The sequence below is a fragment of the Pseudomonas sp. 21615526 genome (genome assembly GCF_013386245.1).
Taxonomy (GTDB): domain Bacteria; phylum Pseudomonadota; class Gammaproteobacteria; order Pseudomonadales; family Pseudomonadaceae; genus Aquipseudomonas.
On the sequence record NZ_JACAOM010000074.1, the window covers coordinates 1 to 24484 of the forward strand.

A 24484-nucleotide genomic window follows, 5' to 3' on the forward strand; every position below is an offset into this window, starting at 1 on the left:
GCTACGCAGCCCAACGGGGGCAAGCCCCCTCGCCACAAGAGCCTCGCTGACCTCCCCACTTTTCTACCCACAATAGAACAGGCCCCGACACAAGTGCCGGGGCCTGTAATGACCACATCCGTGTGGTCGGTCGCATGAACCTGTGAGGTGCATTGAGCGGATAACTAGACTCGCTCGTGGCCGCCTCCGCCTAGCTCAGGCGATTCGTTAAGCGTTACTCTGCTTTCAGGCCGTCGGCCGATACAGCTTTAACGCCTTTGATTTTCTTGGTGATGTTCACCGCGGTAGTTTTCTGCGCTTCAGTCACTGCGACGGTCGACGACAGGGAAACTACACCTTTGTTGGTTTCGACTTTGATGTCGGTGCCAGGAATACCTTTCTCGGTTACCAGGTCAGCTTTCACTTTGGTGGTGATCCAAGTGTCCGAGGTGGACTCTTTGGCACCAGCAGCTGCACTTTTGGTTTTGTCGACGTTATCAGCCTTGGTAGCGCCGCCAGCCATCAGGCCGTCAGCCGAAACTGCGGTTACGCCTTTGATTTTCTTGGTGATCGCTACAGCAGTAGCTTTCTGAGCGTCGGAGATAGCAACTGTCGAGGACAGGGAAACCACACCTTTGTTGGTCTCAACCTTAATGTCCGAACCAGGAATACCTTTCTCGGTCAGCAGGTCAGCTTTGACTTTGGTGGTGATCCAGGTATCCGAAGTGGACTCTTTAGCCTTGGTGACTTCACCGGCCGCCAGCGTCATAGGGGCTTGGGAAGTCTGAGCAAAGGCTACGTTAGCACCCATGGCCAGGGTCAGAGCGGTAGCAGTAGCGAGAGCGAACTTCTTCATACGAGTAACTCCTGTTTTATTAAAAGTCTGCAGTACGTAAACCTTGATGCTGCAGCGTTAACAGGGATATTGCAGACAGTGTGCCAACTCGATGCGACCAATTAAATCCTTATAAAACAATACGTTATGAAAACAGGTGATTTTCGGAATCGTGCAACTTGCATGAAGACGAACGTGCCTGCATGCAAGTTGCGGCTTTTGGGGTATGGCTAAACGCCTGATTTCGCGACACTTTCCCGCAGGCATAAAAAAAGGACTCCGAAGAGTCCTTTTTCAGCTTGCAGCGACGGGGTGATTAAACGCCCGAAGCCTTGGCTGCTGCTACGTCCTTGATGGACAGCTTGATACGGCCGCGGTTGTCCACGTCCAGTACCAGTACTTCCACTTCCTGGCCTTCTTTCAGGATGTCGGTCACTTTCTCAACGCGAGCGTCGCTCAGCATGGAGATGTGAACCAGACCGTCCTTGCCCGGCAGGATGTTGACGAATGCGCCGAAGTCGACGATGCGCTCAACCTTACCGACGTAGATCTTGCCGATCTCGGCTTCAGCAGTGATACCCAGCACGCGCTGACGTGCCGCTTCAGCCGCTTCCTTGGTTTCGCCGAAGATCTTGATCGAGCCGTCGTCTTCGATGTCGATCGAAGCCTTGGTCTCTTCACAGATCGCACGAATGGTCGCGCCGCCTTTACCGATAACATCACGGATTTTGTCGGTGTCGATTTTCATCGCGATCATGGTCGGAGCATTTTCCGACAGTTCGGTACGGGACTGGCCAATGATCTGGTTCATCTGACCGAGGATGTTCAGGCGCGCTTCCAGGGCTTGGCCCAGAGCGATTTCCATGATTTCTTCGGTGATGCCCTTGATCTTGATGTCCATCTGCAGCGCGGTAACACCTTTGGCGGTACCGGCTACTTTGAAGTCCATGTCGCCCAGGTGGTCTTCGTCGCCCAGGATGTCGGTCAGGATGGCGAACTTCTCGCCTTCTTTAACCAGGCCCATGGCGATACCGGCAACCGGTGCCTTCATCGGAACGCCGGCATCCATCAGAGCCAGGGAAGCGCCGCAGACCGAAGCCATGGAGCTGGAACCGTTGGACTCGGTGATTTCCGACACAACACGAATGGTGTACGGGAACACGTCGGCGGCAGGCAACATGGCTGCAATCGAACGACGGGCCAGACGGCCGTGACCGATTTCGCGACGACCAGCACCACCCATGCGACCACACTCACCTACCGAGAACGGAGGGAAGTTGTAGTGCAGCATGAACGGGTCTTTTTTCTCGCCTTCCAGGGTGTCCAGCAGCTGTGCGTCACGGGCAGTACCCAGTGTTGCAACAACCAGGGCCTGGGTTTCACCACGGGTGAACAGGGCCGAACCGTGGGTTTTTGGCAGAACGCCGACTTCGATGTTCAGCGGACGTACGGTGCGGGTGTCGCGGCCGTCGATACGTGGCTTGCCGTTAACGATGTTTTCGCGAACGGTGCGGTATTCGATTTCGCCGAAGGCTGCTTTGACTTCGCTGGAAGAAGGCTGGCCTTCTTCACCGGAAAGCTTGGCAACAACCTGGTCCTTCAGTTCACCCAGGCGAGCGTAACGGTCGGCCTTGATGGTGATGGTGTAGGCGTCGGAGATAGCGGTGCCGAACTCGGAGCGGATAGCGCCCAGCAGTGCGGTAGCTTCTGGCTGAGGAGCCCAGGTCCAGGTTGGCTTGGCAGCTTCAGCGGCCAGTTCCTTGACAGCGTTGATCACAACCTGGAACTCGTCGTGAGCAAACAGTACAGCGCCCAGCATCTGGTCTTCGGTCAGCTCTTTGGCTTCCGATTCAACCATCAACACGGCTTCCGAAGTACCGGCAACGACCATGTCCAGGCTCGAAGCTTTCTGTTGTTCGTAAGTCGGGTTCAGCAGGTAGCCGGTGCTTTCGTGGAATGCAACACGGGCAGCGCCGATCGGGCCATCGAAAGGAATACCGGAGATGGCCAGGGCCGCCGAGGTACCGATCATCGCAGCGATGTCCGGATCGGTCTTCTTGCTGGTGGAAACGACGGTGCAGACAACCTGCACTTCGTTCATGAAGCCTTCTGGGAACAGCGGACGGATCGGACGGTCGATCAGTCGGGAAGTCAGGGTTTCTTTCTCGGAAGGACGGCCTTCACGCTTGAAGAAACCACCAGGGATCTTACCTGCAGCGTAAGTCTTTTCCTGGTAGTGAACGGAAAGAGGGAAGAAGCCTTTGCTTGGGTCAGCGGTCTTGGCGCCTACAACGGTCACCAATACGGTGACGTCGTCGTCAACGGTAACCAGCACTGCACCGGAGGCTTGACGGGCGATACGGCCTGTCTCGAGGGTAACGGTCGACTGACCGAACTGGAATTTTTTGATAACCGGGTTCACGGTGTCCTACCTTCTTTGTGGCTCTTGGGGAACTTGTCTTCTTGCGAAATTCTTGGGCAATGTCGGGAATCGGCCCAACGCCTGTCCAGGGTAAAACGTGTATCCAGATAAAACTTGAGGCTGGAAGCCTGCCATGGGCCAGCGGGAAACCCACTGACACACGACAGCCAACCAACCTCTAGCGCAATCGCTTATTAGCGACGCAGACCCAGGCGACCGATCAGAGTCTGATAACGACCCAGATCCTTGCCTTTCAGGTAGTCCAGCAGCTTACGGCGCTGGTTTACCATGCGGATCAGACCACGACGGGAGTGGTGATCTTTACCGTTGGCCTTGAAGTGACCTTGCAGCTTGTTGATGTTGTGGGTCAGCAGTGCAACTTGCACTTCTGGCGAACCAGTGTCACCAACAGCTTGCTGATAGTCAGCAACGATTTGTGCTTTTTCTTGAACGTCGAGAGCCATGAGGCAATCCTTTTTTCAGGAAACCACCCAAAGGGCAGTTTCAACAGGCCAGGGACAAATCCCTGTATCTAAAAATGAGTAGTGACCATGCCTGCTAACAGCCACCCTCGTTCCAGTTTGCGTAAAAGCTACTGCGCTTTACCACAAACTGGTTTCGGTCATTCTGACCGAATCAGTCGACGCGGCGCGATGCGCCCGTCTTCGCTCACTTCACCGATACCGATAAAGCGACCGTTGTGATCTTGTACCCGCACCATGCCGAACTTCGGGGCATCCGGTGCACGTACCGGCTGGCCGTTAAGCCAGTAGAACGCGCTGTGCTCCGAGAAGTGCAGCAATGGCCAATCCAGTAAACCGCTGTCCGATGGCATCAGGAAGCGATCAACCGCTTCGTTGCCGCCTTCGGCATGCACTGCCTCCAGTTCTTCCAGCGTGACCGTCTGGGCCAGGGTGAAAGGGCCTGCCTGGGTGCGTCGCAGTTCTGCAACGTATGCGCCACAGCCTAGTTGCTCACCGATATCTTCCACGAGGGTGCGGATATAGGTGCCTTTGCTGCAGTCCACCGCCAACCGGGCAGTGTCGCCTTCAGCGGCGAGCAATTCCAAGCGCGCAATAGTAACAGAACGCGGTTCGCGCTCCACCACTTCCCCTGCACGTGCCAGCTTGTAAAGAGGCTGGCCATCACGCTTGAGAGCCGAGTACATCGGCGGTATCTGACTGATTTGCCCACGAAAAGCAGGTAAGGCAGCTTCGATATCAGCACGACCAACGGTCACCTCGCGAACCTGCAAAACATCACCTTCGGCGTCTGCCGTGGTGGTGGTCTTGCCCAGTTGCATCAGGGTCTCGTAGCCCTTGTCGGAATCGAGCAGGTATTGCGAAAACTTGGTGGCCTCGCCGAAGCACAACGGCAACACGCCGGTGGCCAAGGGGTCGAGGCTGCCGGTGTGCCCTGCCTTCTCGGCATTGAGCAGCCAGCGAACCTTCTGCAACGCCGCATTGGAGGTAAAACCAATGGGTTTGTCGAGCAGAATGATGCCGCTGACATTACGACGGATGCGTTTGACCTGAGCCACCGATTACTCCTTGGCGTCTTCAGGCGTGGCGGATTCCGGGTGCTGATTGTCTTCAGCCACGGCCCGCTCGATCAGTGCCGACAGGTGCGCGCCACGCACGACACTTTCGTCGTAGTGGAAGTGCAACTGAGGAACGCTGCGCAGCTTCATTTCACGGGCCAACTGCATACGCAGGAAACCTGCGGCGGAGTTGAGCACCTTGATGCTTTGCGCGATTTCTTCGCTGTTGTCCTGGCCCATCACGGTGATGAAGATCTTGGCGTGACCAACGTCACGGCTGACTTCAACGGCGGTGATGGTGACCAGGCCAACACGTGGGTCTTTTACTTCACGACGGATCAGCTGTGCCAGCTCACGCTGCATCTGATCGCCGATACGTTGGGTACGGCTGTATTCTTTTGCCATGTCTTGTTACCTGTTGCTGCCACACGGTGAAACCCGTGGGGTCTGAAAGCGGCAAACGCCCGGCCTGACAAAAGCCAGACCGGGCGTTGCGTTTAGAGTCCGGACACAGCGCCAGGCATTTGCATGCCCGGGCGCTGCGTGGCCCTTGAAGTACGCGAGTTAGAGGCTGCGAGCAACCTGGACCTTCTCGTAGACTTCGATCTTGTCACCCGCCTTGACGTCGTTGTAGCTCTTGACGCCAATACCGCATTCCATGCCGGCACGTACTTCGGAAGCGTCATCCTTGAAGCGGCGCAGGGATTCCAGCTCGCCTTCGAAGATAACGATGTCTTCACGCAGTACACGGATTGGACGGTTACGGTGCACAACACCTTCGATAACCATGCAACCGGCGATCGCGCCGAATTTCGGCGAGCGGAACACATCACGCACCTCGGCCACACCCAGGATGTTCTCCCGGACGTCGCTGCCAAGCATGCCGGTGAGGGCTTTCTTGACGTCTTCGATGATGTCGTAGATGACGTTGTAGTAACGCATGTCCAGGCCTTCCTGCTCGACGATCTTCCGTGCGCCAGCATCGGCACGCACGTTGAAGCCGAACAGTACAGCGTTGGAGGCCAGCGCCAGGTTGGCATCGGATTCGGTGATACCACCGACACCGCCGCCGACCACACGCACTTGCACTTCGTCGTTACCCAGGCCATTCAAGGCGCCGTTCAACGCTTCGAGGGAACCACGAACGTCAGATTTGAGGACGATGTTAAGCGTCTTCTTCTCTGCCTGGCCCATGTTCTCGAAGATGTTTTCCAGCTTGCCGGCGTGAGCACGGGCCAGCTTGACTTCGCGGAACTTGCCTTGACGGAACAGAGCCACTTCACGGGCTTTCTTCTCGTCCGACAGCACGCTCATCTCGTCGCCAGCGTCCGGGGTACCGTCCAGGCCGAGGATCTCGACAGGGATGGAAGGACCGGCTTCCTTGATTGGCTTGCCGTTCTCGTCGAGCATGGCACGTACACGGCCATAGTTCGAACCGACCAGGACCATGTCGCCTTGGCGCAGGGTACCGTCTTGAACCAGAACGGTTGCAACCGGGCCACGACCCTTGTCGAGACGCGATTCAACCACAACACCACGACCCGGGGCCGATGGGGTTGCTTTCAGTTCAAGAACTTCGGCTTGCAGCAGGACAGCTTCGAGCAGTTCGTCTACACCGGTACCGACTTTCGCCGAAACCGAAACGAATGGCGTATCACCGCCCCACTCTTCGGAAGTCACGCCGTGAACCGACAGTTCGCTACGGATGCGATCGAGATCGGCGCCCGGCTTGTCGATTTTGTTCACTGCAACAACCAGAGGAACACCAGCGGCTTTAGCGTGCTGGACAGCTTCAATGGTCTGCGGCATTACGCCGTCGTCCGCTGCAACTACCAGGATCACGATGTCAGTCGCCTTGGCACCACGGGCACGCATGGCGGTAAACGCGGCGTGACCAGGGGTGTCGAGGAAGGTGACCATGCCGCGTTCGGTTTCAACGTGGTATGCACCGATGTGCTGGGTGATGCCGCCGGCTTCGCCTGCAGCTACCTTGGCACGACGGATATAGTCGAGCAGCGAGGTCTTACCATGGTCAACGTGGCCCATTACGGTCACGACTGGCGCACGGGAGAAAGTCTCGCCTTCAAACTTCAGGGACTCGGCCAGGGAATCTTCCAGGGCGGTGTCGCTGACCAGGGTCACTTTGTGGCCCAGCTCTTCAGCAACCAGTTGGGCAGTTTCCTGGTCCAGTACCTGGTTGATGGTCGCTGGGGTACCCAGTTTGAACATGAACTTGATGATTTCAGCAGCCTTGACCGACATCTGATTGGCGAGATCGCCAACAGTGATGGTCTCGCCGATCTGCACATCACGCACGACAGGGCCGGTTGGGCTCTGGAAACCGTGGGCGTTGCGCTTCTTCAGCTTGGCCTTGCCGCGACCACCGCGACGGAAGCTGTCGCTTTCTTCGTCGGTAGTACGTGGGGCAACGCGTGGCGCTGGCGCCTTCTCTTTGACCGAAGCACGGTGTGGAGCGTTTTTGCGCTCACCATCGCCACTGCCACGACGATTGTTATCGTCGGCACGTGGTTTGTCCGGGCGGCGAGGCTCTTCGCGTTTGCGAGCGTCGGCTGCTGGAGCTGGCGCGGCGGCAACCGGAGCGGCCTCACGAACAGCTTCAACAGGCGCGCTAGGCGCAGCAACGGCCTCAGTGTTAGCAGGTTGCGCAGCAGCAGGCTGGCGACGCGCTTCTTCTTCGGCGCGACGCTTGGCTTCTTCTTCAGCCTTCTGACGAGCAGCATTTTCTACTGCGCGACGTTCTTCCAGTTCGCGTTTGCGCTCGGCTTCGATTTCTTCCGGGCTGCGCTGTACGAAGACTTTCTTCTTGCGTACTTCAACGCTGATGCTCTTGCTGCCAGCAACACGCAGGGTGCTGGTGGTTTTGCGCTGCAATGTAATCTTGCGCGGTTCTTCCACTTTCGCCTTGTGGCTGCTCTTCAAGTGAGTCAGCAAAGACTGCTTCTCACTATCGCTCACACCTTCATCGGCGGCGGTGTGCGGCAGACCTGCCTCACGCATCTGCTGCAACAGGCGCTCTACCGGTGTTTTGACCTCATCGGCCAGTTGTTTCACCGTGACTTGCGTCATGCACTTCTCTCCTCAGGCCGCGCCTAATTACTCGAACCAATGGGCTCGGGCGGCCATGATCAACTTGCCGGCACGATCATCGTCAATGCCGTCGATGTCGAGCAGGTCGTCAATAGACTGCTCGGCCAGGTCTTCGCGGGTAATTACGCCGCGCACCGCCAGTTCCATCGCCAAATCCTTGTCCATACCCTCAAGCGAGAGCAGGTCTTCGGCCGGATGGGCGTCTGCCAGCTTTTCCTCAGTAGCGATGGCTTTAGTCAACAAACGATCCTTGGCCCGAGCGCGAAGCTCGTTGACGGTGTCTTCGTCAAAGCCGTCGATGTTGAGCATTTCTTCCAACGGTACGTAGGCAATCTCTTCCAGGCTGGTGAAGCCTTCATCTACCAGCACCTGTGCCAGGTCTTCGTCGACTTCCAGCTCGTCGATGAAGTTGCGCAGGATGTCACCGGTTTCTGCTTGCTGCTTAGCCTGGATGTCCGATTCGGTCATCACGTTCAGGGTCCAGCCGGTCAACTGGCTGGCCAAACGTACGTTCTGACCACCGCGACCGATGGCCTGAGCCAAATTGTCTGCGCCAACGGCGATGTCCATTGCATGGGCATCCTCGTCAACGATAATTGCCGCCACTTCAGCAGGCGACATTGCGTTGATCACGAACTGCGCAGGGTTATCGTCCCACAGGACGATGTCCACACGCTCACCGCCCAATTCGCCCGACACTGCCTGGACGCGCGAACCGCGCATACCAATGCAAGCACCTTGCGGGTCGATGCGTTTGTCCTTGGAGCGGACCGCGATCTTGGCGCGTGAACCCGGATCGCGGGACGCAGCCATGACTTCGATCAGGCCTTCGGCAATTTCCGGCACTTCGATGCGGAACAGCTCGATCAGCATTTCCGGCGCGGTACGCGACAGGATCAACTGAGGGCCGCGGTTCTCGGTGCGGATTTCCTTGAGCAGCGCACGCAAGCGCACGCCAACCCGGAAAGTTTCGCGGGAAATGATGTCTTCGCGGGCCAGCAACGCTTCAGCGTTGTTACCCAGGTCGACGATCACGTTGTCGCGGGTGACTTTTTTCACGGTGCCGGAGATGATTTCCCCCAGGCGCTCGCGATAAGCGTCAACGACTTGAGCGCGCTCGGCTTCGCGGACCTTCTGCACGATGACTTGCTTGGCAGTCTGTGCAGCGATGCGGCCGAACTCGATGGATTCGATCTTTTCTTCGACGACATCACCGACCTGGGCGCCCGGATGCGTTTCAGCAACCTTGCTCGGCCAGGTTTCGATGGCCGGATCATCAAGATCGGCTTCTTCGACGACCGTCCAGCGACGGAAAGTCTCGTAGGCACCGGTGTGGCGGTTGATTTCCACACGCAGATCAACTTCGTCTTCAAAACGCTTTTTGGTAGCAGTGGCCAGGGCCAGCTCCAGCGCTTCAAAAATCACGTTTGCCGGTACGCCCTTTTCATTGGATACCGACTCAACAACCAGCAGTACTTCTTTGCTCATCGTACGCCTCGCCTTTCGCAAGCCATTGGATCCGCGGGATCCGCGTCTCAGTCAAAACTGGGAATAATGTTGGCCTTGTCGATCATATCGATCGGCAACAGGAACTCATGGTCTTCTACCTGCACCACGACGTCCTGCTCTTCTACACCGCGCAGAAGGCCCTGAAAGTTGCGTCGCCCTTCAAAGGGAGAGCGCAGCTTGATCTTCACTTGTTCACCGGCAAATTTTGCAAACTGATCAATAGTGAACAGTGGGCGTTCCATGCCAGGCGAGGAAACTTCGAGGGTGTATTCAACGGAGATCGGATCTTCAACATCCAGGACACCGCTGATCTGACGGCTGACAATGGCACAATCGTCCACCAGCACGCCGCCCTCTTTATCGATATAAACGCGCAACATTGAGTGGCGACCTTGAGCCGAAAACTCAATACCCCAGCATTCATAGCCTAGGGCCACGACCACCGGGGCCAACAAGGCCTGCAACTCTTCTAGCTTGCTCGACACCTGAACCCCCTCGTGCATGTATGTGCATGCTGTGCAAAATAAAAAAATGGGCGAAACGCCCATCCTTGAAACGCCGTCGAACAGCGGCGTTGAAAGTGTCCAGCTAACAAAAAGCCCCTTAAAAGGGGCTCCGCTAAAACTGGTTGCGGGGGCCGGATTTGAACCGACGACCTTCGGGTTATGAGCCCGACGAGCTACCAGACTGCTCCACCCCGCGACAAAGCTGGGGCGGAAGTATACGACCGATCCCTTACAGGGTCAATGTAACCTTCCACCTACAAGAAAGCCCGCAACAGCGGGCTCTCCTGATAATTGGTACCGAGAAGGGGACTCGAACCCCTACACCCTATGGGCACAACCACCTCAAGGTTGCGTGTCTACCAATTCCACCACCTCGGCAATACAGCGTTTACAACCTTCTTACTTCTGCTCTTGAGCTGGAGGTACGTCAGTCGCTGGAGTAGCCGACTTTTGCTCTTGAAGCACCGGGACATCATCAGAAGCCGGTTTTGCTTTTGGTACTTCCAACACTGCTGGGTTTGGGAGACCTACTTGAGTCAGCACATGAGCTTTCTCTTTAGCAAAGTAACCTAACCCCAAGCTGGTTATGAAGAAACCGGCGGCAAGTATAGCAGTAAACTTACTAAGAAAGGTAGAGGAACCTTGGCTTCCGAACACAGTATTTGAAGCACCTGCCCCGAAAGACGCACCAGCGTCCGCACCTTTACCCTGCTGCAGCAAAACCAGAGCAACTACGCCCAGTGCACCCAGCAGATGAAAAACAACGATGACTGTTTCCAGCATTTTTTCAGTTTCCCGCGGCGCGACAAATCGCACCGAACTCATCTGCATTCAGGGAAGCTCCACCAATGAGCCCCCCATCGATATCCGGCATGCCGAACAGTTCGACCGCATTGGCCGCCTTCACGCTGCCGCCGTATAGAAGCCGCACACCTCGTGCGACCTCAGAATTCTCTGCCGCCAACTGCGCGCGGATGGCTGCGTGCACATCCTGCGCCTGTTGCGGCGAAGCAGTCAGCCCGGTGCCAATGGCCCAGACCGGCTCGTAAGCAATTACTGCATTTGCAAAGGCACCGACTCCCAGCTCCTCGATGATGCTGCCCAGCTGACGCCCGACAACCTCAAGAGTTTTACCGGACTCACGCTGCTCAAGGGTCTCCCCTATGCACAACACCGGAACCAAGCCGCAAGCCTGTGCCGCCGCGAATTTTCGATTGAGTGTCCCATCACGCTCGCCCATGATCTGGCGGCGCTCGGAGTGCCCAACAAGCACCAGGGAACAACCCGCATCAACCAGCTGACTCGGTGCAATCTCACCGGTCAACGCACCTTGCATGGATTCCACCGCAGAGTTCTGCGCGCCGATCTGGATCGACTTGCCTTTCAAGCCATCAATCACTTGATTGATATACAAGCAAGGCGGGAATACCGCGACATCAACACCGCTAGGCAAGGCCAAATGACGAAGGCCATTGATCAGCTCAGCGACACTGGCGCGGGTACCGTGCATCTTCCAGTTACCAGCTACCATAGTGCGACGCATGCTGTACCTCGTCGGTCAAAGTGGGCGCAGATGTTACCCAACCACATCATCACTGGCAAGCCGAATTCAGGCGCAAACTTCAGTTACCAGTTTTGCCAGCTCTTCGGCATAGCCGCGAACCTGTGTTTCGTCCTCGCCCTCGACCATTACACGCACCAAAGGCTCGGTACCCGACTTGCGCAGCAAGACCCGGCCACGCCCCGCCATGGCGGCAGTCACGCGCTCACTGGCCTCTTTGACAGCCGGATGCTCGATAGGGTTGTCACCGCCTGCAAAGCGCACGTTGAGCAGCACTTGCGGGCACTTGCGCAACGCCTGCCGCGCCTGGGCCAGGCTTTCTTCACGGCGACGCAGCGCCAGCAGCACCTGCAGCGCCGCAATGATCGCATCCCCGGTAGTCGTGTGCTGGAAGCAGACGATATGACCGGAATTTTCGCCACCCACCTGCCAATTACGCTCCAGCAGGTCGGCAATCACGTAGCGGTCACCGACATTGGCGCGCACAAACGGGATCCCCAGATCTGCCAGGGCCAGCTCCAGGCCAAGATTGCTCATCAAGGTACCGACGACGCCGCCTTGCAGCTTGTTACGCTCATGCAGGTCACGGGCGATGATGAACAACAGGTCGTCGCCATCGACGATCGCGCCAGTGTGGTCGACCATCAATACGCGGTCGCCATCACCATCGAACGCGATGCCCAAGTCGGCATGCTCAGCCAGGACAGCCGCCTGCAACTGCCCCATGTGGGTTGAGCCGCAGTTGTCGTTGATGTTCAGGCCGTTCGGCTGCGCCGACAGTACAGTAACGTCTGCGCCAAGCTCCTTGAACACACTCGGTGCGACTTTGTACGTCGCGCCGTGGGCGCAGTCGATGACGACCTTCAACCCGGCAAAATTGGTGCTGCTAGGCACGCTGCTTTTGCAAAACTCGATGTAACGGCCGGAAGCGTCGTTAATCCGCGAAACCTTGCCCAGCTTGCTCGATTCGACGACGGTCATCGGCGCATCCAGCAACTCTTCGATCATATGCTCGATCTCATCCGGCAGCTTGGTGCCCTGGCCTGAGAAGAACTTGATGCCGTTGTCATCGTGGGGATTGTGCGAAGCGCTGATCACGATACCGGCTTCAGCATGAAAGGTACGCGTCAGGTAAGCGATCGCCGGCGTAGGCATCGGCCCCAACAGCATCACATCAGCGCCGGCAGCAGACAGACCTGCCTCCAGCGCAGACTCAAACATATAACCCGAGATACGCGTGTCCTTACCCACCAGGATACGGCAGGCCCCCATGCTGCGGAACGCCATGCCGGCGGCCCAGCCCAGCTTGAGCATGAAATCGGGAGTAATCGGGAATTCGCCGACCCGACCGCGAATGCCATCGGTGCCAAAATACTTTTTAGTCATAAGTGCTCCATCATTCTTATTCGGCTGATTCAACCGCTGCGATCATCCGCACTACATCTATCGTCTCGGCCACGTCATGCACGCGCAAGATGCGCGCACCCTTGACCACGGCAAGTGCCGCAAGTGCCAGGCCGCCATGCAGCCGCTCACCCACGGGACGATTCAACGCCAGACCTATCATGCTCTTGCGCGAAACCCCGACCAACAAGGGGCGACCAAGGGCATGCAGGGATTCCATATGCTTGAACAGGCTTAAATTGTGCTGCAAGGTCTTGGCAAAGCCAAATCCCGGGTCGAGGATTATCCGCTCGGGAGCAATCCCCACCGCCGCGCATTGAGCCATGCGCTCGGCAAGGAAGCCTTTCACTTCACCGACCAGATTGTCGTAATGCGGGTCGTCCTGCATCGTGCCCGGCTCGCCAAGCATATGCATCAGGCAAACCGGCAGCCCCGTCGCGGCGGCCGCATCCAGAGCGCCATCGCGCTGCAAAGAGCGCACATCGTTGATCAACCCTGCACCCAGCCGCGCAGTTTCGCGCATAACAGCAGGGGTCGAGGTATCGACAGAGATGATGACGTCCAGCTCTTGATGGATGCGCTCGACAATCGGAGCAACCCGCTCCAGTTCCTCCAGGGGAGAAACTGCGCGCGCGCCGGGCCGGGTTGATTCGCCACCGACGTCAATCAGAGTCGCACCGGCAGCCACCATCGCTTCCGCATGGCGCAACGCAGCATCAAGCTGACTGAAGCGACCACCATCGGAAAAGGAATCAGGGGTTACATTAAGAATGCCCATAACGTGTGTATGGGCCAAATCAAGAACCCGGCTGCCGCAAGGCAACCGGGTCGAGGACAACGCAGAAGTCATTTCAAACCTTAATGGTCAGCAGCCGGGCCGCCGATCGGGGCTTCAGGGCGTTCGTTCTGTACCACTGGCGGCGTGCCCGAAGTACCCGAACCACCTTCCCAATCGCGAGGCTCGCGAGGCGTACGACCAGCCATGATGTCGTCAATCTGCTCGGCATCAATGGTCTCGTACTTCATCAGGGCATCAGCCATGGCGTCGAGCTTGTCGCGGTTGTCGGTGAGGATCTGCTTGGCCGTGCCGTAGCACTGGTCAATGATGCTGCGCACCTCGGAGTCGATCAGCTTGGCTGTCTCGCCGGAGAAGCTGGCAGCTTGACCACCACCACCGCGACCCAGGAATACTTCGCCTTCTTCCTCGGCATACATCAAAGGACCGAGTTTCTCCGACAGACCCCACTTGGTCACCATGTTCCGTGCAATCTGGCTGGCACGCATGATGTCGTTGGAGGCACCGGTGGTAACACCGTCGAAGCCCAGGGTCATCTCTTCGGCGATCCGGCCGCCATACAGCGAGCAGATCTGGCTGATCAAGGCACGCTTGGAGAGGCTGTAGCGATCCTCTTCCGGCAGGAACATGGTGACGCCCAGCGCCCGGCCACGAGGAATGATCGATACCTTGTAGACCGGGTCATGCTCAGGCACAACGCGACCAACAATGGCGTGACCGGCTTCATGATAAGCGGTGTTCTGCTTCTCTTTCTCGGACATGACCATGGATTTGCGCTCGGCGCCCATCATGATCTTGTCTTTCGCCAGCTCGAACTCCTTCATTTCAACGATGCGCTTGCCGGTACGGGCGGCAAACAGCGACGCCTCGTTCACCAGGTTGGCAAGGTCGGCACCGGAGAAGCCTGGAGTACCACGGGCAATCACGGCCGGAGCCACGTCGTCGCCCATTGGCACTTTGCGCATGTGTACTTTCAGGATCTGCTCACGACCGCGGATGTCTGGCAAACCGACAACGACCTGACGGTCAAAACGGCCCGGACGCAGCAACGCGGGGTCGAGTACGTCTGGACGGTTGGTTGCGGCGATCACGATGATGCCGTCGTTCATTTCAAAGCCGTCCATCTCAACCAGCAACTGGTTAAGCGTCTGCTCACGCTCATCATGACCGCCGCCCATGCCGGCGCCACGATGGCGACCAACGGCGTCGATTTCATCGATGAAGATGATGCACGGAGCGTGCTTCTTGGCCTGTTCGAACATATCGCGAACACGGCTGGCACCTACACCGACGAACATTTCGACGAAGTCGGAACCGGAAATGGTGAAGAAAGGTACTTTGGCTTCGCCGGCAATGGCCTTGGCCAACAGGGTTTTACCGGTACCTGGCGGGCCAACCATCAGCACACCGCGAGGAATACGGCCACCCAGGCGCTGGAACTTGCCCGGATCGCGCAGGAATTCAACCAGTTCGCCCACTTCTTCCTTGGCTTCGTCGCAGCCGGCAACGTCAGCCAGGGTGGTTTTCACCTGATCTTCGGAAAGCAGGCGTGCCTTGCTCTTGCCGAAGCTCATCGGCCCGCCCTTGCCTCCCGCACCACCTTGCATCTGGCGCATGAAGAACATGAACACGGCGATAATCACCAGTATCGGGAAGCTGGCCACCAGGAGCTGGGTCCAGATGCTCTGCTGCTCAGGCTGCTTGCCTTCGACAACCACATGGTTATCCACCAGGTCGCCGATCAGGCCATTGTCCTGGATTGCCGGACGGATGGTCTTGAAGCTGTCGCCATCGTTGCGCTTGCCGGTAATCACGTAGCCATCAACCGCTACGCGCTCGACCTTGCCATCCTTAACTTGCTGGATGAAGTCGGAATAGTTGAGGGTCTGCGGCTCGTTAGGGCTGGAGAAGTTGTTCATCACCGTCACGAGGACAGCCGCGATGATCAACCACAGGATCAGATTCTTTGCCATATCGTTCAATTAACTACCCTCTGAAGCAAGCTCCGCTACTGGCGCGTGCTTCGCATGATATTCACCGGCCTAACTTACTACATTACCTACAACTCTGGCAGGCGCCGTCTGTAACCCTTTGTGAAACTTTGACTACACAATATTCGTAAAGCTTCGTGACGAAAGCGATATAAAAAAACCTATCGCCTCCGTCAAATTTCTCAAAAACGCTCTTCACTGGCAGCGCCTTCAATGCCACGGAAGCCGCGACCCAGCAAATACTGCTCGCGAGACCTGTCCCGGGAAGAGTCAGGCTTGCGTGTCTGTACCTTGTCGAACAGTTTGCGGATGTTCTTGTGATACTCGTCGAAGCCTTCACCCTGGAAGACCTTGACCAGGAAGTCACCACCCGGACGCAGTACCCGTCCTGCCAGGTCCAGTGCCAATTCACACAGGAACATGGCTCGCGGCATATCAACAGCCGGTAATCCACTCATATTGGGGGCCATATCGGAAATCACAAGGTCTACCTGCGAATTTCCGACGGCCTCAAGGATCTGTGCCAGCACTTCGTCCTGGGTAAAATCGCCGTGAACAAAGGTCACGTCAGGGATGCTGTCCATTTCCAGGATGTCGGAAGCGATCAAACGACCTTGTCCACCAATCAGACGACTGGTCACCTGGGACCAGCCACCCGGGGCGGCACCCAGGTCGATAACGCTCATGCCAGGACGGATCAACTTGTCCTTTTCCTGGATCTCCAGCAGTTTGTAGCTGGCCCGGGAACGGTAGCCATCCTTTTGCGCCATTTTGACGTAAGGGTCGTTGAAATGCTCTTGCAGCCACTTAAGGCTAGTTTTGGAACGGGCCACGGGCCACCTCGAAAATAAAACGGGTCGTGATTAACTGGGCGGTCCCGGACTCGCTCGGGTAAACTGGCCGCCGCTTTTTACAAGATCAGACGCAGGGGTCAGATTATGCCGCTCACTCAAGAGCAGAAGAAACAGTACAAATCCATTGGCCACCATCTGAAACCAGTTTTGATTGTGGCTGACAACGGTTTGACTGAAGGTGTGTTAGCCGAACTTGAACGCGCATTGGGCGATCACGAGCTAATCAAGATCAAGGTCAGCATCCTTGATCGCGAGGCGCGCCTGGCAGCTATTGCAGAACTGTGCAAGGCTGGCAAAGCGGACCTGGTTCAGGTCATCGGCAAGATGGCGCTGCTGTATCGCAAGAACTTCAGCGCCAACAAGCAACTGTCGAACGTACACCGCTTCAAGTGAAACAAGGGTCACGGGCGTGCTTCGCACGCCCTGCCACTCCATCCTGGCGCCGGCTGTACAACCAGCACCAACCCGGAAAACCCTAGCACAAGATAGCTGAACAGCTGCCAGCGCAACGCCTCCGGCAGAAAGATGCGCACCACGCAAAACATTGCGCACGCATACAGCGCCATCAACAGCAGTTGCCCGCGAATATCCCGCCACAGACTCCCCAAGCCTTCGGCCTTGATCAGCACCAGCGCCTGAAGCGTCACGCACGCCGCTGCAAAACCTACCAGCAACGCGCTTAATAATCCGCTGACCTCATCGATCAGCAACGGTGCCAGGCCAATCAGGCCCAGCGCCGGCAGCACACCAATATGTAACAGCCATAGGCCGCCAACCCAAAGCATCTGGGCAAACTGCCAAAGCATGGCGCCCGCACGAAGCGGGCGCCGTCTTTCAGATGTGACGAACTTCGACAATCTCGTACTCGATCACGCCACCAGGCGTCTTGACGGCCACCACGTCACCCTCTTCCTTGGCAATCAAGGCGCGGGCCAGCGGCGAACCGACGGAGATCTTGCCGAGTTTGAAGTCGGCCTCGTCTTCACCCACGATGTGGTAAACCACGCTTTCGTCAGTCTCGACGTTGGCGATTTCCACGGTGGTGCCGAAAATCACCTTGCCGGTATGCGGGATGGTCGTGACGTCGATAACCACCGAATTCTGCAGGCGGCCTTCGATGTCACGGATCCGCGCCTCGACCATACCTTGCTGCTCGCGGGCAGCATGGTATTCAGCGTTTTCCTTCAGGTCACCCAATTCCCGGGCCGTACCGATGTCCTGGCTCAGCTTCGGACGGACGACCTTGGTCAGGTGGGCGTGCTCTTCTTCCAGGGCTTTTGCGCCCTGAACGGTCATTGGGTATTTGATCATGCCTTCAATCCTGCGTGTAGATCCTGCAAGCGACGCACGGTTTTTTCAGGACCGAACTTCAGCGCTTCGCAGATAGCTTCGCCAGCAGCAATGGTGGTGGTGCAGTAGATCTTGTGCTGCAAGGCGTTACGACGAATGGAGTAGGAGTCCGCGATCGACTGGCGACCTTCGGTGGTGTTGATGATCAAGGTGACTTCGTCATTCTTGATCATGTCGACCACGTGTGGACGGCCTTCCGTTACCTTGTTCACGCGACGCACTTTCAGGCCGGCAGCCTCGATCAGCTTGGCGGTCCCGGCAGTGGCCACGACTTCGAAGCCCAAGTTGATCAGATCACGGGCCACGCCTGCAACCAGCGGCTTGTCATCATCGCGCACGCTGATGAACGCAGTACCGCCGGTAGGCAGCACTTCGCTGGCGCCCATCTGGGCTTTGGCGAATGCTTCACCGAAGGTATCGCCCACGCCCATCACTTCACCGGTGGACTTCATCTCCGGGCCCAGGATCGGGTCCACACCAGGGAATTTGGCGAATGGGAACACCGCCTCTTTCACACTGTAGAAGTTCGGAATGATTTCCTTGGTGAAGCCGATTTCCTTCAAGGTCTTACCGGCCATCACACGGGCAGCAATCATTGCCAGGGAAACACCGATGCACTTGGAAACAAACGGCACGGTACGCGAGGCGCGCGGGTTGACTTCGATGACGTAGATGTCTTCGCCTTGCAGCGCCAACTGTACGTTCATCAGGCCGACCACGCCCAGCTCCAGGGCCATTTTCTTGACCTGTTCGCGCATCTCGTCCTGGATGTGTGCAGGCAGCGAGTATGGCGGCAGCGAGCAAGCGGAGTCACCGGAGTGAACGCCAGCCTGTTCGATGTGCTGCATGATCGCGCCGATCACCACGTCGGTGCCGTCGCAGACCGCATCCACGTCCATCTCGATGGCGCAGTTGAGGAAGTGGTCCAGCAGCACCGGGCTGTCGTTGGACACTTTCACCGCATCACGCAGGTAACGCTTGAGTTCGTCTTCTTCGTAGACGATTTCCATCGCCCGGCCGCCCAGCACGTAGGACGGACGCACCACCAGCGGGTAACCAATCTTGCTGGCCGCGCGGATCGCTTCGTCTTCGCTGCGCACAGTGGCGTTTGGCGGCTGACGCAGGTTCAGGCGCTCAACCATCTGCTGGAAGCGCTCACGGTCTTCGGCGCGGTCGATAGCGTCAGGGCTGGTACCGATGATCGGCACGCCAGCAGCTTCAAGTGCGCGCGCCAGTTTCAACGGGGTTTGGCCGCCGTACTGGACGATCACGCCTTTTGGCTTCTCGACACGGCAGATTTCCAGTACGTCTTCCAGCGTTACCGGCTCGAAGTACAGACGGTCGGAAGTGTCGTAGTCAGTAGAAACAGTTTCCGGGTTGCAGTTGACCATGATGGTCTCGTACCCGTCTTCGCGCAGGGCGAGAGCGGCGTGTACGCAGCAATAATCGAACTCGATGCCTTGGCCGATACGGTTTGGACCGCCGCCCAGGATCATGATCTTGTCGCGGCCCGACGGCGCGGCTTCGCACTCTTCCTCGTAGGTGGAGTACATGTATGCAGTGTCGGTGGCGAACTCGGCCGCACAGGTATCAACGCGCTTGTAGACCGGGAAGATGTCCAGCTTGTGGCGATGGGTGCGCAGGTTCTTCTCGGTCACGCCCAGCAGCTTGGCCAGACGCATGTCGGAGAAACCTTTGCGCTTGAGGCGGAACATCAGGTCGCGGTCGATGGAGGACAGACCGAGGGTCTTGACCTTCTCTTCTTCCTTGATCAGATCTTCGATCTGCACCAGGAACCACGGGTCGATCATGTTCATGCCGAAGATGTCTTCGACGGTCATGCCGGCGCGGAAAGCATCGGCCACGTACCAGATACGCTCGGCACCCGGCACGGTCAGCTCGCGCTTGAGCACGCTCATGCTTTCCGGGTTGCTCAGGTCGAGCTTCTCGTCCAGGCCGCAAACGCCCACTTCCAGGCCGCGCAGGGCTTTCTGCAGGGACTCCTGGAAGGTCCGGCCGATGGCCATGACTTCACCAACCGACTTCATCTGAGTGGTCAGGCGGGCGTCGGCTTTCGGGAATTTCTCGAAAGCGAAGCGTGGCAGCTTGGTGACGACGTAATCGATCGACGGCTCGAAGGAAGCCGGTGTTGCGCCGCCGGTGATTTCGTTCTGCAGCTCGTCCAGGGTGTAACCGATCGCCAGCTTGGCGGCGATGCGCGCAATCGGGAAGCCGGTAGCTTTCGATGCCAGCGCCGAAGAACGCGATACACGCGGGTTCATCTCGATCACAACCATGCGGCCAGTGTCCGGGCAGATGCCGAACTGGACGTTGGAGCCACCGGTTTCCACACCGATCTCACGCAGCACCGCCAAAGAGGCGTTACGCATGATCTGGTATTCCTTGTCCGTCAGGGTCTGTGCCGGCGCAACGGTGATCGAATCACCGGTGTGCACGCCCATCGGGTCGAAGTTTTCGATCGAGCAGACGATGATGCAGTTGTCCTTCTTATCGCGGACAACCTCCATCTCATATTCTTTCCAGCCGATCAGGGATTCGTCGATCAGCAGCTCTTTGGTCGGAGACAGGTCCAGGCCGCGGGCGCAGATTTCTTCGAACTCTTCACGGTTGTAAGCGATACCGCCGCCGGTGCCGCCCATGGTGAAGGACGGACGGATGATGCACGGGAAGCCCAGGCGCTCCAGGACCGCGTTGGCCTCTTCCATGCTATGGGCGATACCGGAACGCGGGCAATCAAGACCGATGGACTTCATGGCCTTGTCGAAACGCGAACGGTCTTCAGCCTTGTCGATGGTGTCGGCATTGGCGCCGATCATCTCTACGCCGAACTTCTCCAGGACGCCTTCGCGCTCCAGGTCCAGTGCGCAGTTCAGGGCGGTCTGGCCACCCATGGTTGGCAGCAGTGCGTCCGGACGCTCTTTCTCGATGATCTTGGCAACGGTCTGCCACTTGATCGGCTCGATGTAGGTGGCGTCGGCCATGTCCGGGTCGGTCATGATGGTGGCCGGGTTGGAGTTCACCAGGATGACGCGGTAGCCCTCTTCGCGCAGGGCTTTACAGGCCTGGGCGCCGGAGTAGTCGAATTCGCAGGCCTGGCCGATCACGATCGGGCCAGCGCCGAGAATCAGGATGCTTTTTATGTCTGTACGTTTTGGCATGGGTTTGTCACTCAAATCCGCAGGTCAGTCGGCAAGCCGTCTTGAACAATCTTTGAAGAGCCCGAGGGGGCCGCCGGTTTCCCGGGCCGCCCTCAGGCCGCTCAGTTAGCGTCGCTTGGCCATCTCATTGATGAAACGGTCGAACAGCGGCGCTACGTCGTTCGGGCCCGGGCTTGCTTCAGGGTGGCCCTGGAAGCTGAACGCGCTCTTGTCGGTGCGCTCGATACCTTGCAGGGAACCGTCGAACAGCGACTTGTGAATCGCCCGGACGTTGCCCGGCAGCGTCGCTTCATCCACCGCAAAACCGTGGTTCTGGCTGGTGATCATCACGACGCCAGTGTCCAGGTCCTGCACCGGGTGGTTGGCACCGTGGTGGCCGTGACCCATTTTCAGGGTCTTGGCGCCGGAAGCCAGGGCGAGCAGCTGGTGGCCGAGGCAGATGCCGAATACCGGGATCTCGGTTTCCAGCACTTCCTTGATCGCCTTGATGGCGTAGTCGCAAGGCTCCGGGTCACCCGGGCCGTTGGACAGGAACACGCCGTCCGGCTGCAGGGCCAGTACGTCGTTGGCCGGGGTCTGCGCAGGCACCACGGTCACGCGGCAACCGCGCTCGACCAGCATGCGCAGGATGTTGTGCTTGATACCGTAGTCGTAGGCCACGACGTGGTACGGCAGTTCGGAAGCTTCGATGGTCGCGTGGCTGTCGGTCTTCAAGTCCCAGACGGTGGAGCGCCACTCGTACGTTTCCTTGGTGCTGACGACTTTCGCCAGATCCATGCCTTTCAGGCCAGGGAAACCTTGGGCCGCTGCAATCGCTGCTTCTTCGGAGATGTTGTCACCGGCCATGATGCAGCCGTTCTGCGAGCCTTTTTCACGCAGGATGCGTGTCAGGCGACGCGTATCGATACCGGCGATCGCCACAACGTTGTTGGCTTTCAGGTAATCGGACAGGGACATCGTGTTACGCCAGTTGCTCGCTACCAGTGGCAGGTCACGAATGACCAGGCCAGCCGACCAGACACGATCAGACTCGGCGTCTTCCGGTGTAGTACCGGTGTTGCCGATGTGCGGATAGGTCAGGGTAACGATCTGTTGGGCGTAGGAAGGATCAGTAAGGATTTCCTGATAGCCGGTCATGGCGGTGTTGAACACCACCTCTCCAACGGTCTGACCGTCGGCTCCAATGGCTTCGCCGCGAAAAATGCTGCCATCAGCAAGGGCGAGTATGGCTGGCTTAGTCAAGAAGACCTCCCGTAAATAAAGCCTGAAAGGGCGATCGCAGGTTGTAAAAAAGCGGAGTGACGTATGGACACGTCACCCCGCTTCTTCACTGAATTATTCTGCGCGCTTTTAGTGGACACACTAAAGCTGTAGCTTACAGAAAAAGGCTTTTTTGGTCCACCGCTAATGAGCCTTAAAGGCAGGGGAATGCGACAGGACGTCGCCTAGCGGGTAAAAACGGGGCCTCAGCATATTCCTGAGACCCCGTTTTAGCTACTTCTTAATGCAGGTCCAGCACGTCGCGCATGTCGTACAGGGCCGGCGTACGACCCTCCAGCCACAGCGCCGCACGTACGGCACCCTTGGCGAACGTCATGCGGCTAGACGCCTTGTGGGTGATCTCAAGACGCTCACCCTCGGTTGCGAACAGCACGGTGTGATCGCCCACCACATCACCGCCGCGAACGGTGGCAAAACCGATGGTGTCGTGGGCGCGGGCACCGGTATGGCCTTCGCGGCCATACACCGCCACCTTCGACAGGTCACGACCCAGGGCATCGGCAATCGCCTCGCCCATACGCAATGCCGTACCGGACGGCGCATCGATCTTGTGCCGGTGATGAGTCTCGATGATCTCGATGTCAGCCTCATCACCCATCACCCGCGCCGCCATGTCGAGCAGCTTCAGCGACAGATTGACGCCGACGCTGAAATTGGCCGCGAACACGATTGGAATATCCTTGCCCGCCTCCACCAGCAGCTGCTTTTGCTCGGCGCTCAGGCCCGTTGTGCCGATCACCATGGCCTTGCCCGCCTTGCGGCAGAACGCCAGGTTTTTCAGCATCACGTCCGGCAGGGTGAAATCGATCAGCACGTCGAACTCGTCGGCAACCTGCTCCAGATTGCCGGACAACGAAACGCCGATCCGCCCCAGGGACGCCAACTCACCGGCGTCCGCACCAATCAAGGTGCTGCCGGGACGAACAATCGCCGCCGTCAGCCCGGAGGCCGGCGAGCGCGCCTGCACGGCCTCGACCAGGGTCTTGCCCATGCGCCCGGCAGCGCCCATCACCGCGATACGTCGCATACTCACTTCCTTACAGGTCGCCGAAGAAGCGCTTCACGCCTTCGAACCAGCCGGTGGTTTTTGGCGAATGAGTGTCATCGCCGGCCAGGGAGCTGCGGAACTCTTCCAGCAGTTCGCGCTGACGACGCCCCAGGTTCACCGGCGTCTCTACCGCCACACGGCACATCAGGTCACCAGCACCGCCACCGCGCACCGGCGCAACGCCTTTGCCACGGATACGGAATTGCTTGCCGGTCTGCGTACCCTCAGGGATCTTCAGCTTGACCCGACCGTCCAGCGTCGGAATCTCGAGCTCGCCACCCAGGGCCGCATCGACAAAGCTGATCGGCACTTCACAGAACAAATGCTTGCCGTCGCGCTGAAAGATCGAGTGCTCGCGCACATTGATCACCACGTACAGGTCGCCCGTCGGGCCGCCCTGAGTGCCCGCCTCGCCTTCGCCCGACAGACGAATGCGGTCGCCGGTATCAACACCCGCCGGCACTTTCACCGAGAGGGTCTTGTACTCTTCGACACGCCCTTCGCCGTGGCACGAGTCGCACGGATCGGAAATGATCTTGCCCTGCCCGTGGCAGCGCGGGCAGGTTTGCTGCACCGAGAAGAAGCCTTGCTGCATGCGTACCTGGCCGATACCGCCGCAAGTCGGGCAAGTGATCGGCGAGGAGCCCTTCTTGGCGCCCGAACCGTCGCACGGCTTGCAATTGACCAGCGTCGGAACACGGATATTGACGCTGGTGCCGCGCACCGCTTCTTCCAGGTTCAGCTCCAGGGTGTAGCGCAGGTCGCTGCCACGCTGGGCACCGCCACGCTGGCCACCGCGGCCGCCGCCAAAGAAGTCGCTGAACACGTCGCCGAAAATATCGGAGAAGTTCTGCCCGCCGAAACCGGCACCGCCGCCACCCATGCTTGGGTCGACACCGGCATGGCCATACTGGTCGTAAGCGGCGCGCTTGTTCGGATCACACAGGCATTCGTAGGCCTCATTGGCCTCTTTGAACAGCTCTTCGGATTCTTTGCTATCCGGATTACGGTCCGGGTGGTGCTTCATCGCCAGGCGACGGTAAGCCTTTTTCAGGTCCGCCTCGCTGGAGCCACGCTCCACACCCAACACTTCGTAATAGTCACGCTTTGCCATAAGTCTT

21 protein-coding genes and 2 tRNA genes are annotated in these 24484 nt (G+C 58.2%); 1 reads left to right on the forward strand and 22 read right to left on the reverse strand.

Going from position 1 to position 24484, the window contains the following annotated elements:
- Nucleotides 1-214: 214 nt before the first annotated feature.
- The 16 genes from HX786_RS21105 to rlmE form a co-directional block, all read right to left on the reverse strand.
- Nucleotides 215-835, reverse strand: a complete 621-nt coding sequence (locus HX786_RS21105) for a BON domain-containing protein (protein WP_003212178.1) — start codon at nt 833-835, stop codon at nt 215-217.
- 295 nt (nt 836-1130) lie between these two features.
- Complete coding sequence (pnp, locus tag HX786_RS21110) at nt 1131-3236, reverse strand: polyribonucleotide nucleotidyltransferase (RefSeq protein ID WP_003212180.1); 2106 nt, start codon at nt 3234-3236, stop codon at nt 1131-1133.
- 194 nt (nt 3237-3430) lie between these two features.
- Nucleotides 3431-3700, reverse strand: coding sequence for a 30S ribosomal protein S15 (rpsO, locus tag HX786_RS21115; protein ID WP_003177875.1), 270 nt, complete (start codon nt 3698-3700; stop codon nt 3431-3433).
- Nucleotides 3701-3858: 158 nt separating this feature from the next.
- Complete coding sequence (gene truB, locus HX786_RS21120) at nt 3859-4776, reverse strand: tRNA pseudouridine(55) synthase TruB (RefSeq protein ID WP_003212182.1); 918 nt, start codon at nt 4774-4776, stop codon at nt 3859-3861.
- 3 nt (nt 4777-4779) lie between these two features.
- The gene (gene rbfA / locus HX786_RS21125; RefSeq protein ID WP_003212184.1) at nt 4780-5181 is read right to left on the reverse strand and encodes a 30S ribosome-binding factor RbfA; all 402 of its coding nucleotides are present in this window, start codon (nt 5179-5181) and stop codon (nt 4780-4782) included.
- A gap of 159 nt (nt 5182-5340) precedes the next feature.
- Nucleotides 5341-7863 carry a translation initiation factor IF-2 gene (infB, locus tag HX786_RS21130; RefSeq protein WP_003212186.1) on the reverse strand — a complete coding sequence of 841 codons (2523 nt, stop codon included), beginning with the start codon at nt 7861-7863 and terminating at the stop codon, nt 5341-5343.
- Nucleotides 7864-7890: 27 nt separating this feature from the next.
- Nucleotides 7891-9372 carry a transcription termination factor NusA gene (gene nusA, locus HX786_RS21135; RefSeq protein WP_003212187.1) on the reverse strand — a complete coding sequence of 494 codons (1482 nt, stop codon included), beginning with the start codon at nt 9370-9372 and terminating at the stop codon, nt 7891-7893.
- A gap of 47 nt (nt 9373-9419) precedes the next feature.
- Nucleotides 9420-9878, reverse strand: a complete 459-nt coding sequence (gene rimP, locus HX786_RS21140) for a ribosome maturation factor RimP (protein WP_003235029.1) — start codon at nt 9876-9878, stop codon at nt 9420-9422.
- A gap of 140 nt (nt 9879-10018) precedes the next feature.
- Nucleotides 10019-10095, reverse strand: a tRNA-Met gene (locus HX786_RS21145).
- 96 nt (nt 10096-10191) lie between these two features.
- Nucleotides 10192-10277: transfer RNA gene (locus HX786_RS21150), tRNA-Leu, on the reverse strand.
- Between the two features lie 21 nt (nt 10278-10298).
- Nucleotides 10299-10682 (reverse strand): preprotein translocase subunit SecG, encoded by a 384-nt coding sequence (gene secG / locus HX786_RS21155; protein ID WP_026078118.1) that lies wholly within the window; start codon nt 10680-10682, stop codon nt 10299-10301.
- Nucleotides 10683-10686: 4 nt separating this feature from the next.
- The gene (tpiA, locus tag HX786_RS21160) at nt 10687-11442 is read right to left on the reverse strand and encodes a triose-phosphate isomerase (RefSeq protein ID WP_178912552.1); all 756 of its coding nucleotides are present in this window, start codon (nt 11440-11442) and stop codon (nt 10687-10689) included.
- A 66-nt stretch (nt 11443-11508) separates the two neighbouring features.
- Nucleotides 11509-12846, reverse strand: coding sequence for a phosphoglucosamine mutase (gene glmM / locus HX786_RS21165; RefSeq protein WP_003212196.1), 1338 nt, complete (start codon nt 12844-12846; stop codon nt 11509-11511).
- 16 nt (nt 12847-12862) lie between these two features.
- A complete protein-coding gene (gene folP, locus HX786_RS21170; RefSeq protein ID WP_087693399.1) occupies nt 12863-13714 on the reverse strand; it encodes a dihydropteroate synthase in 852 nt (283 codons plus the stop codon).
- A gap of 8 nt (nt 13715-13722) precedes the next feature.
- Nucleotides 13723-15633, reverse strand: coding sequence for an ATP-dependent zinc metalloprotease FtsH (gene ftsH / locus HX786_RS21175; protein ID WP_008436840.1), 1911 nt, complete (start codon nt 15631-15633; stop codon nt 13723-13725).
- A 200-nt stretch (nt 15634-15833) separates the two neighbouring features.
- Entirely contained in the window at nt 15834-16484 is a 651-nt protein-coding gene (gene rlmE, locus HX786_RS21180) for a 23S rRNA (uridine(2552)-2'-O)-methyltransferase RlmE (RefSeq protein WP_003212203.1), read from the reverse strand.
- A 105-nt stretch (nt 16485-16589) separates the two neighbouring features.
- Between rlmE and yhbY the strand changes: the two genes are divergently transcribed.
- Entirely contained in the window at nt 16590-16898 is a 309-nt protein-coding gene (gene yhbY, locus HX786_RS21185) for a ribosome assembly RNA-binding protein YhbY (RefSeq protein ID WP_003212205.1), read from the forward strand.
- A gap of 8 nt (nt 16899-16906) precedes the next feature.
- Here yhbY and HX786_RS21190 read toward each other — a convergent pair whose 3' ends face one another.
- From HX786_RS21190 to dnaJ, 6 genes are all read right to left on the reverse strand, one after another.
- Nucleotides 16907-17311, reverse strand: coding sequence for a hypothetical protein (locus HX786_RS21190; RefSeq protein ID WP_003212207.1), 405 nt, complete (start codon nt 17309-17311; stop codon nt 16907-16909).
- 28 nt (nt 17312-17339) lie between these two features.
- On the reverse strand, nt 17340-17816 hold the full coding sequence (greA, locus tag HX786_RS21195) for a transcription elongation factor GreA (RefSeq protein WP_003212209.1): 477 nt from the start codon (nt 17814-17816) through the stop codon (nt 17340-17342).
- A complete protein-coding gene (gene carB, locus HX786_RS21200; RefSeq protein WP_003212212.1) occupies nt 17813-21034 on the reverse strand; it encodes a carbamoyl-phosphate synthase large subunit in 3222 nt (1073 codons plus the stop codon). The genes greA and carB overlap by 4 nt, the downstream gene beginning before the upstream one ends.
- A gap of 105 nt (nt 21035-21139) precedes the next feature.
- Nucleotides 21140-22276, reverse strand: a complete 1137-nt coding sequence (gene carA / locus HX786_RS21205) for a glutamine-hydrolyzing carbamoyl-phosphate synthase small subunit (RefSeq protein WP_003212214.1) — start codon at nt 22274-22276, stop codon at nt 21140-21142.
- Nucleotides 22277-22535: 259 nt separating this feature from the next.
- A complete protein-coding gene (gene dapB, locus HX786_RS21210) occupies nt 22536-23342 on the reverse strand; it encodes a 4-hydroxy-tetrahydrodipicolinate reductase (protein WP_134325716.1) in 807 nt (268 codons plus the stop codon).
- Between the two features lie 10 nt (nt 23343-23352).
- Nucleotides 23353-24477 (reverse strand): molecular chaperone DnaJ, encoded by a 1125-nt coding sequence (gene dnaJ, locus HX786_RS21215; RefSeq protein ID WP_003212219.1) that lies wholly within the window; start codon nt 24475-24477, stop codon nt 23353-23355.
- Nucleotides 24478-24484: the final 7 nt, after the last annotated feature.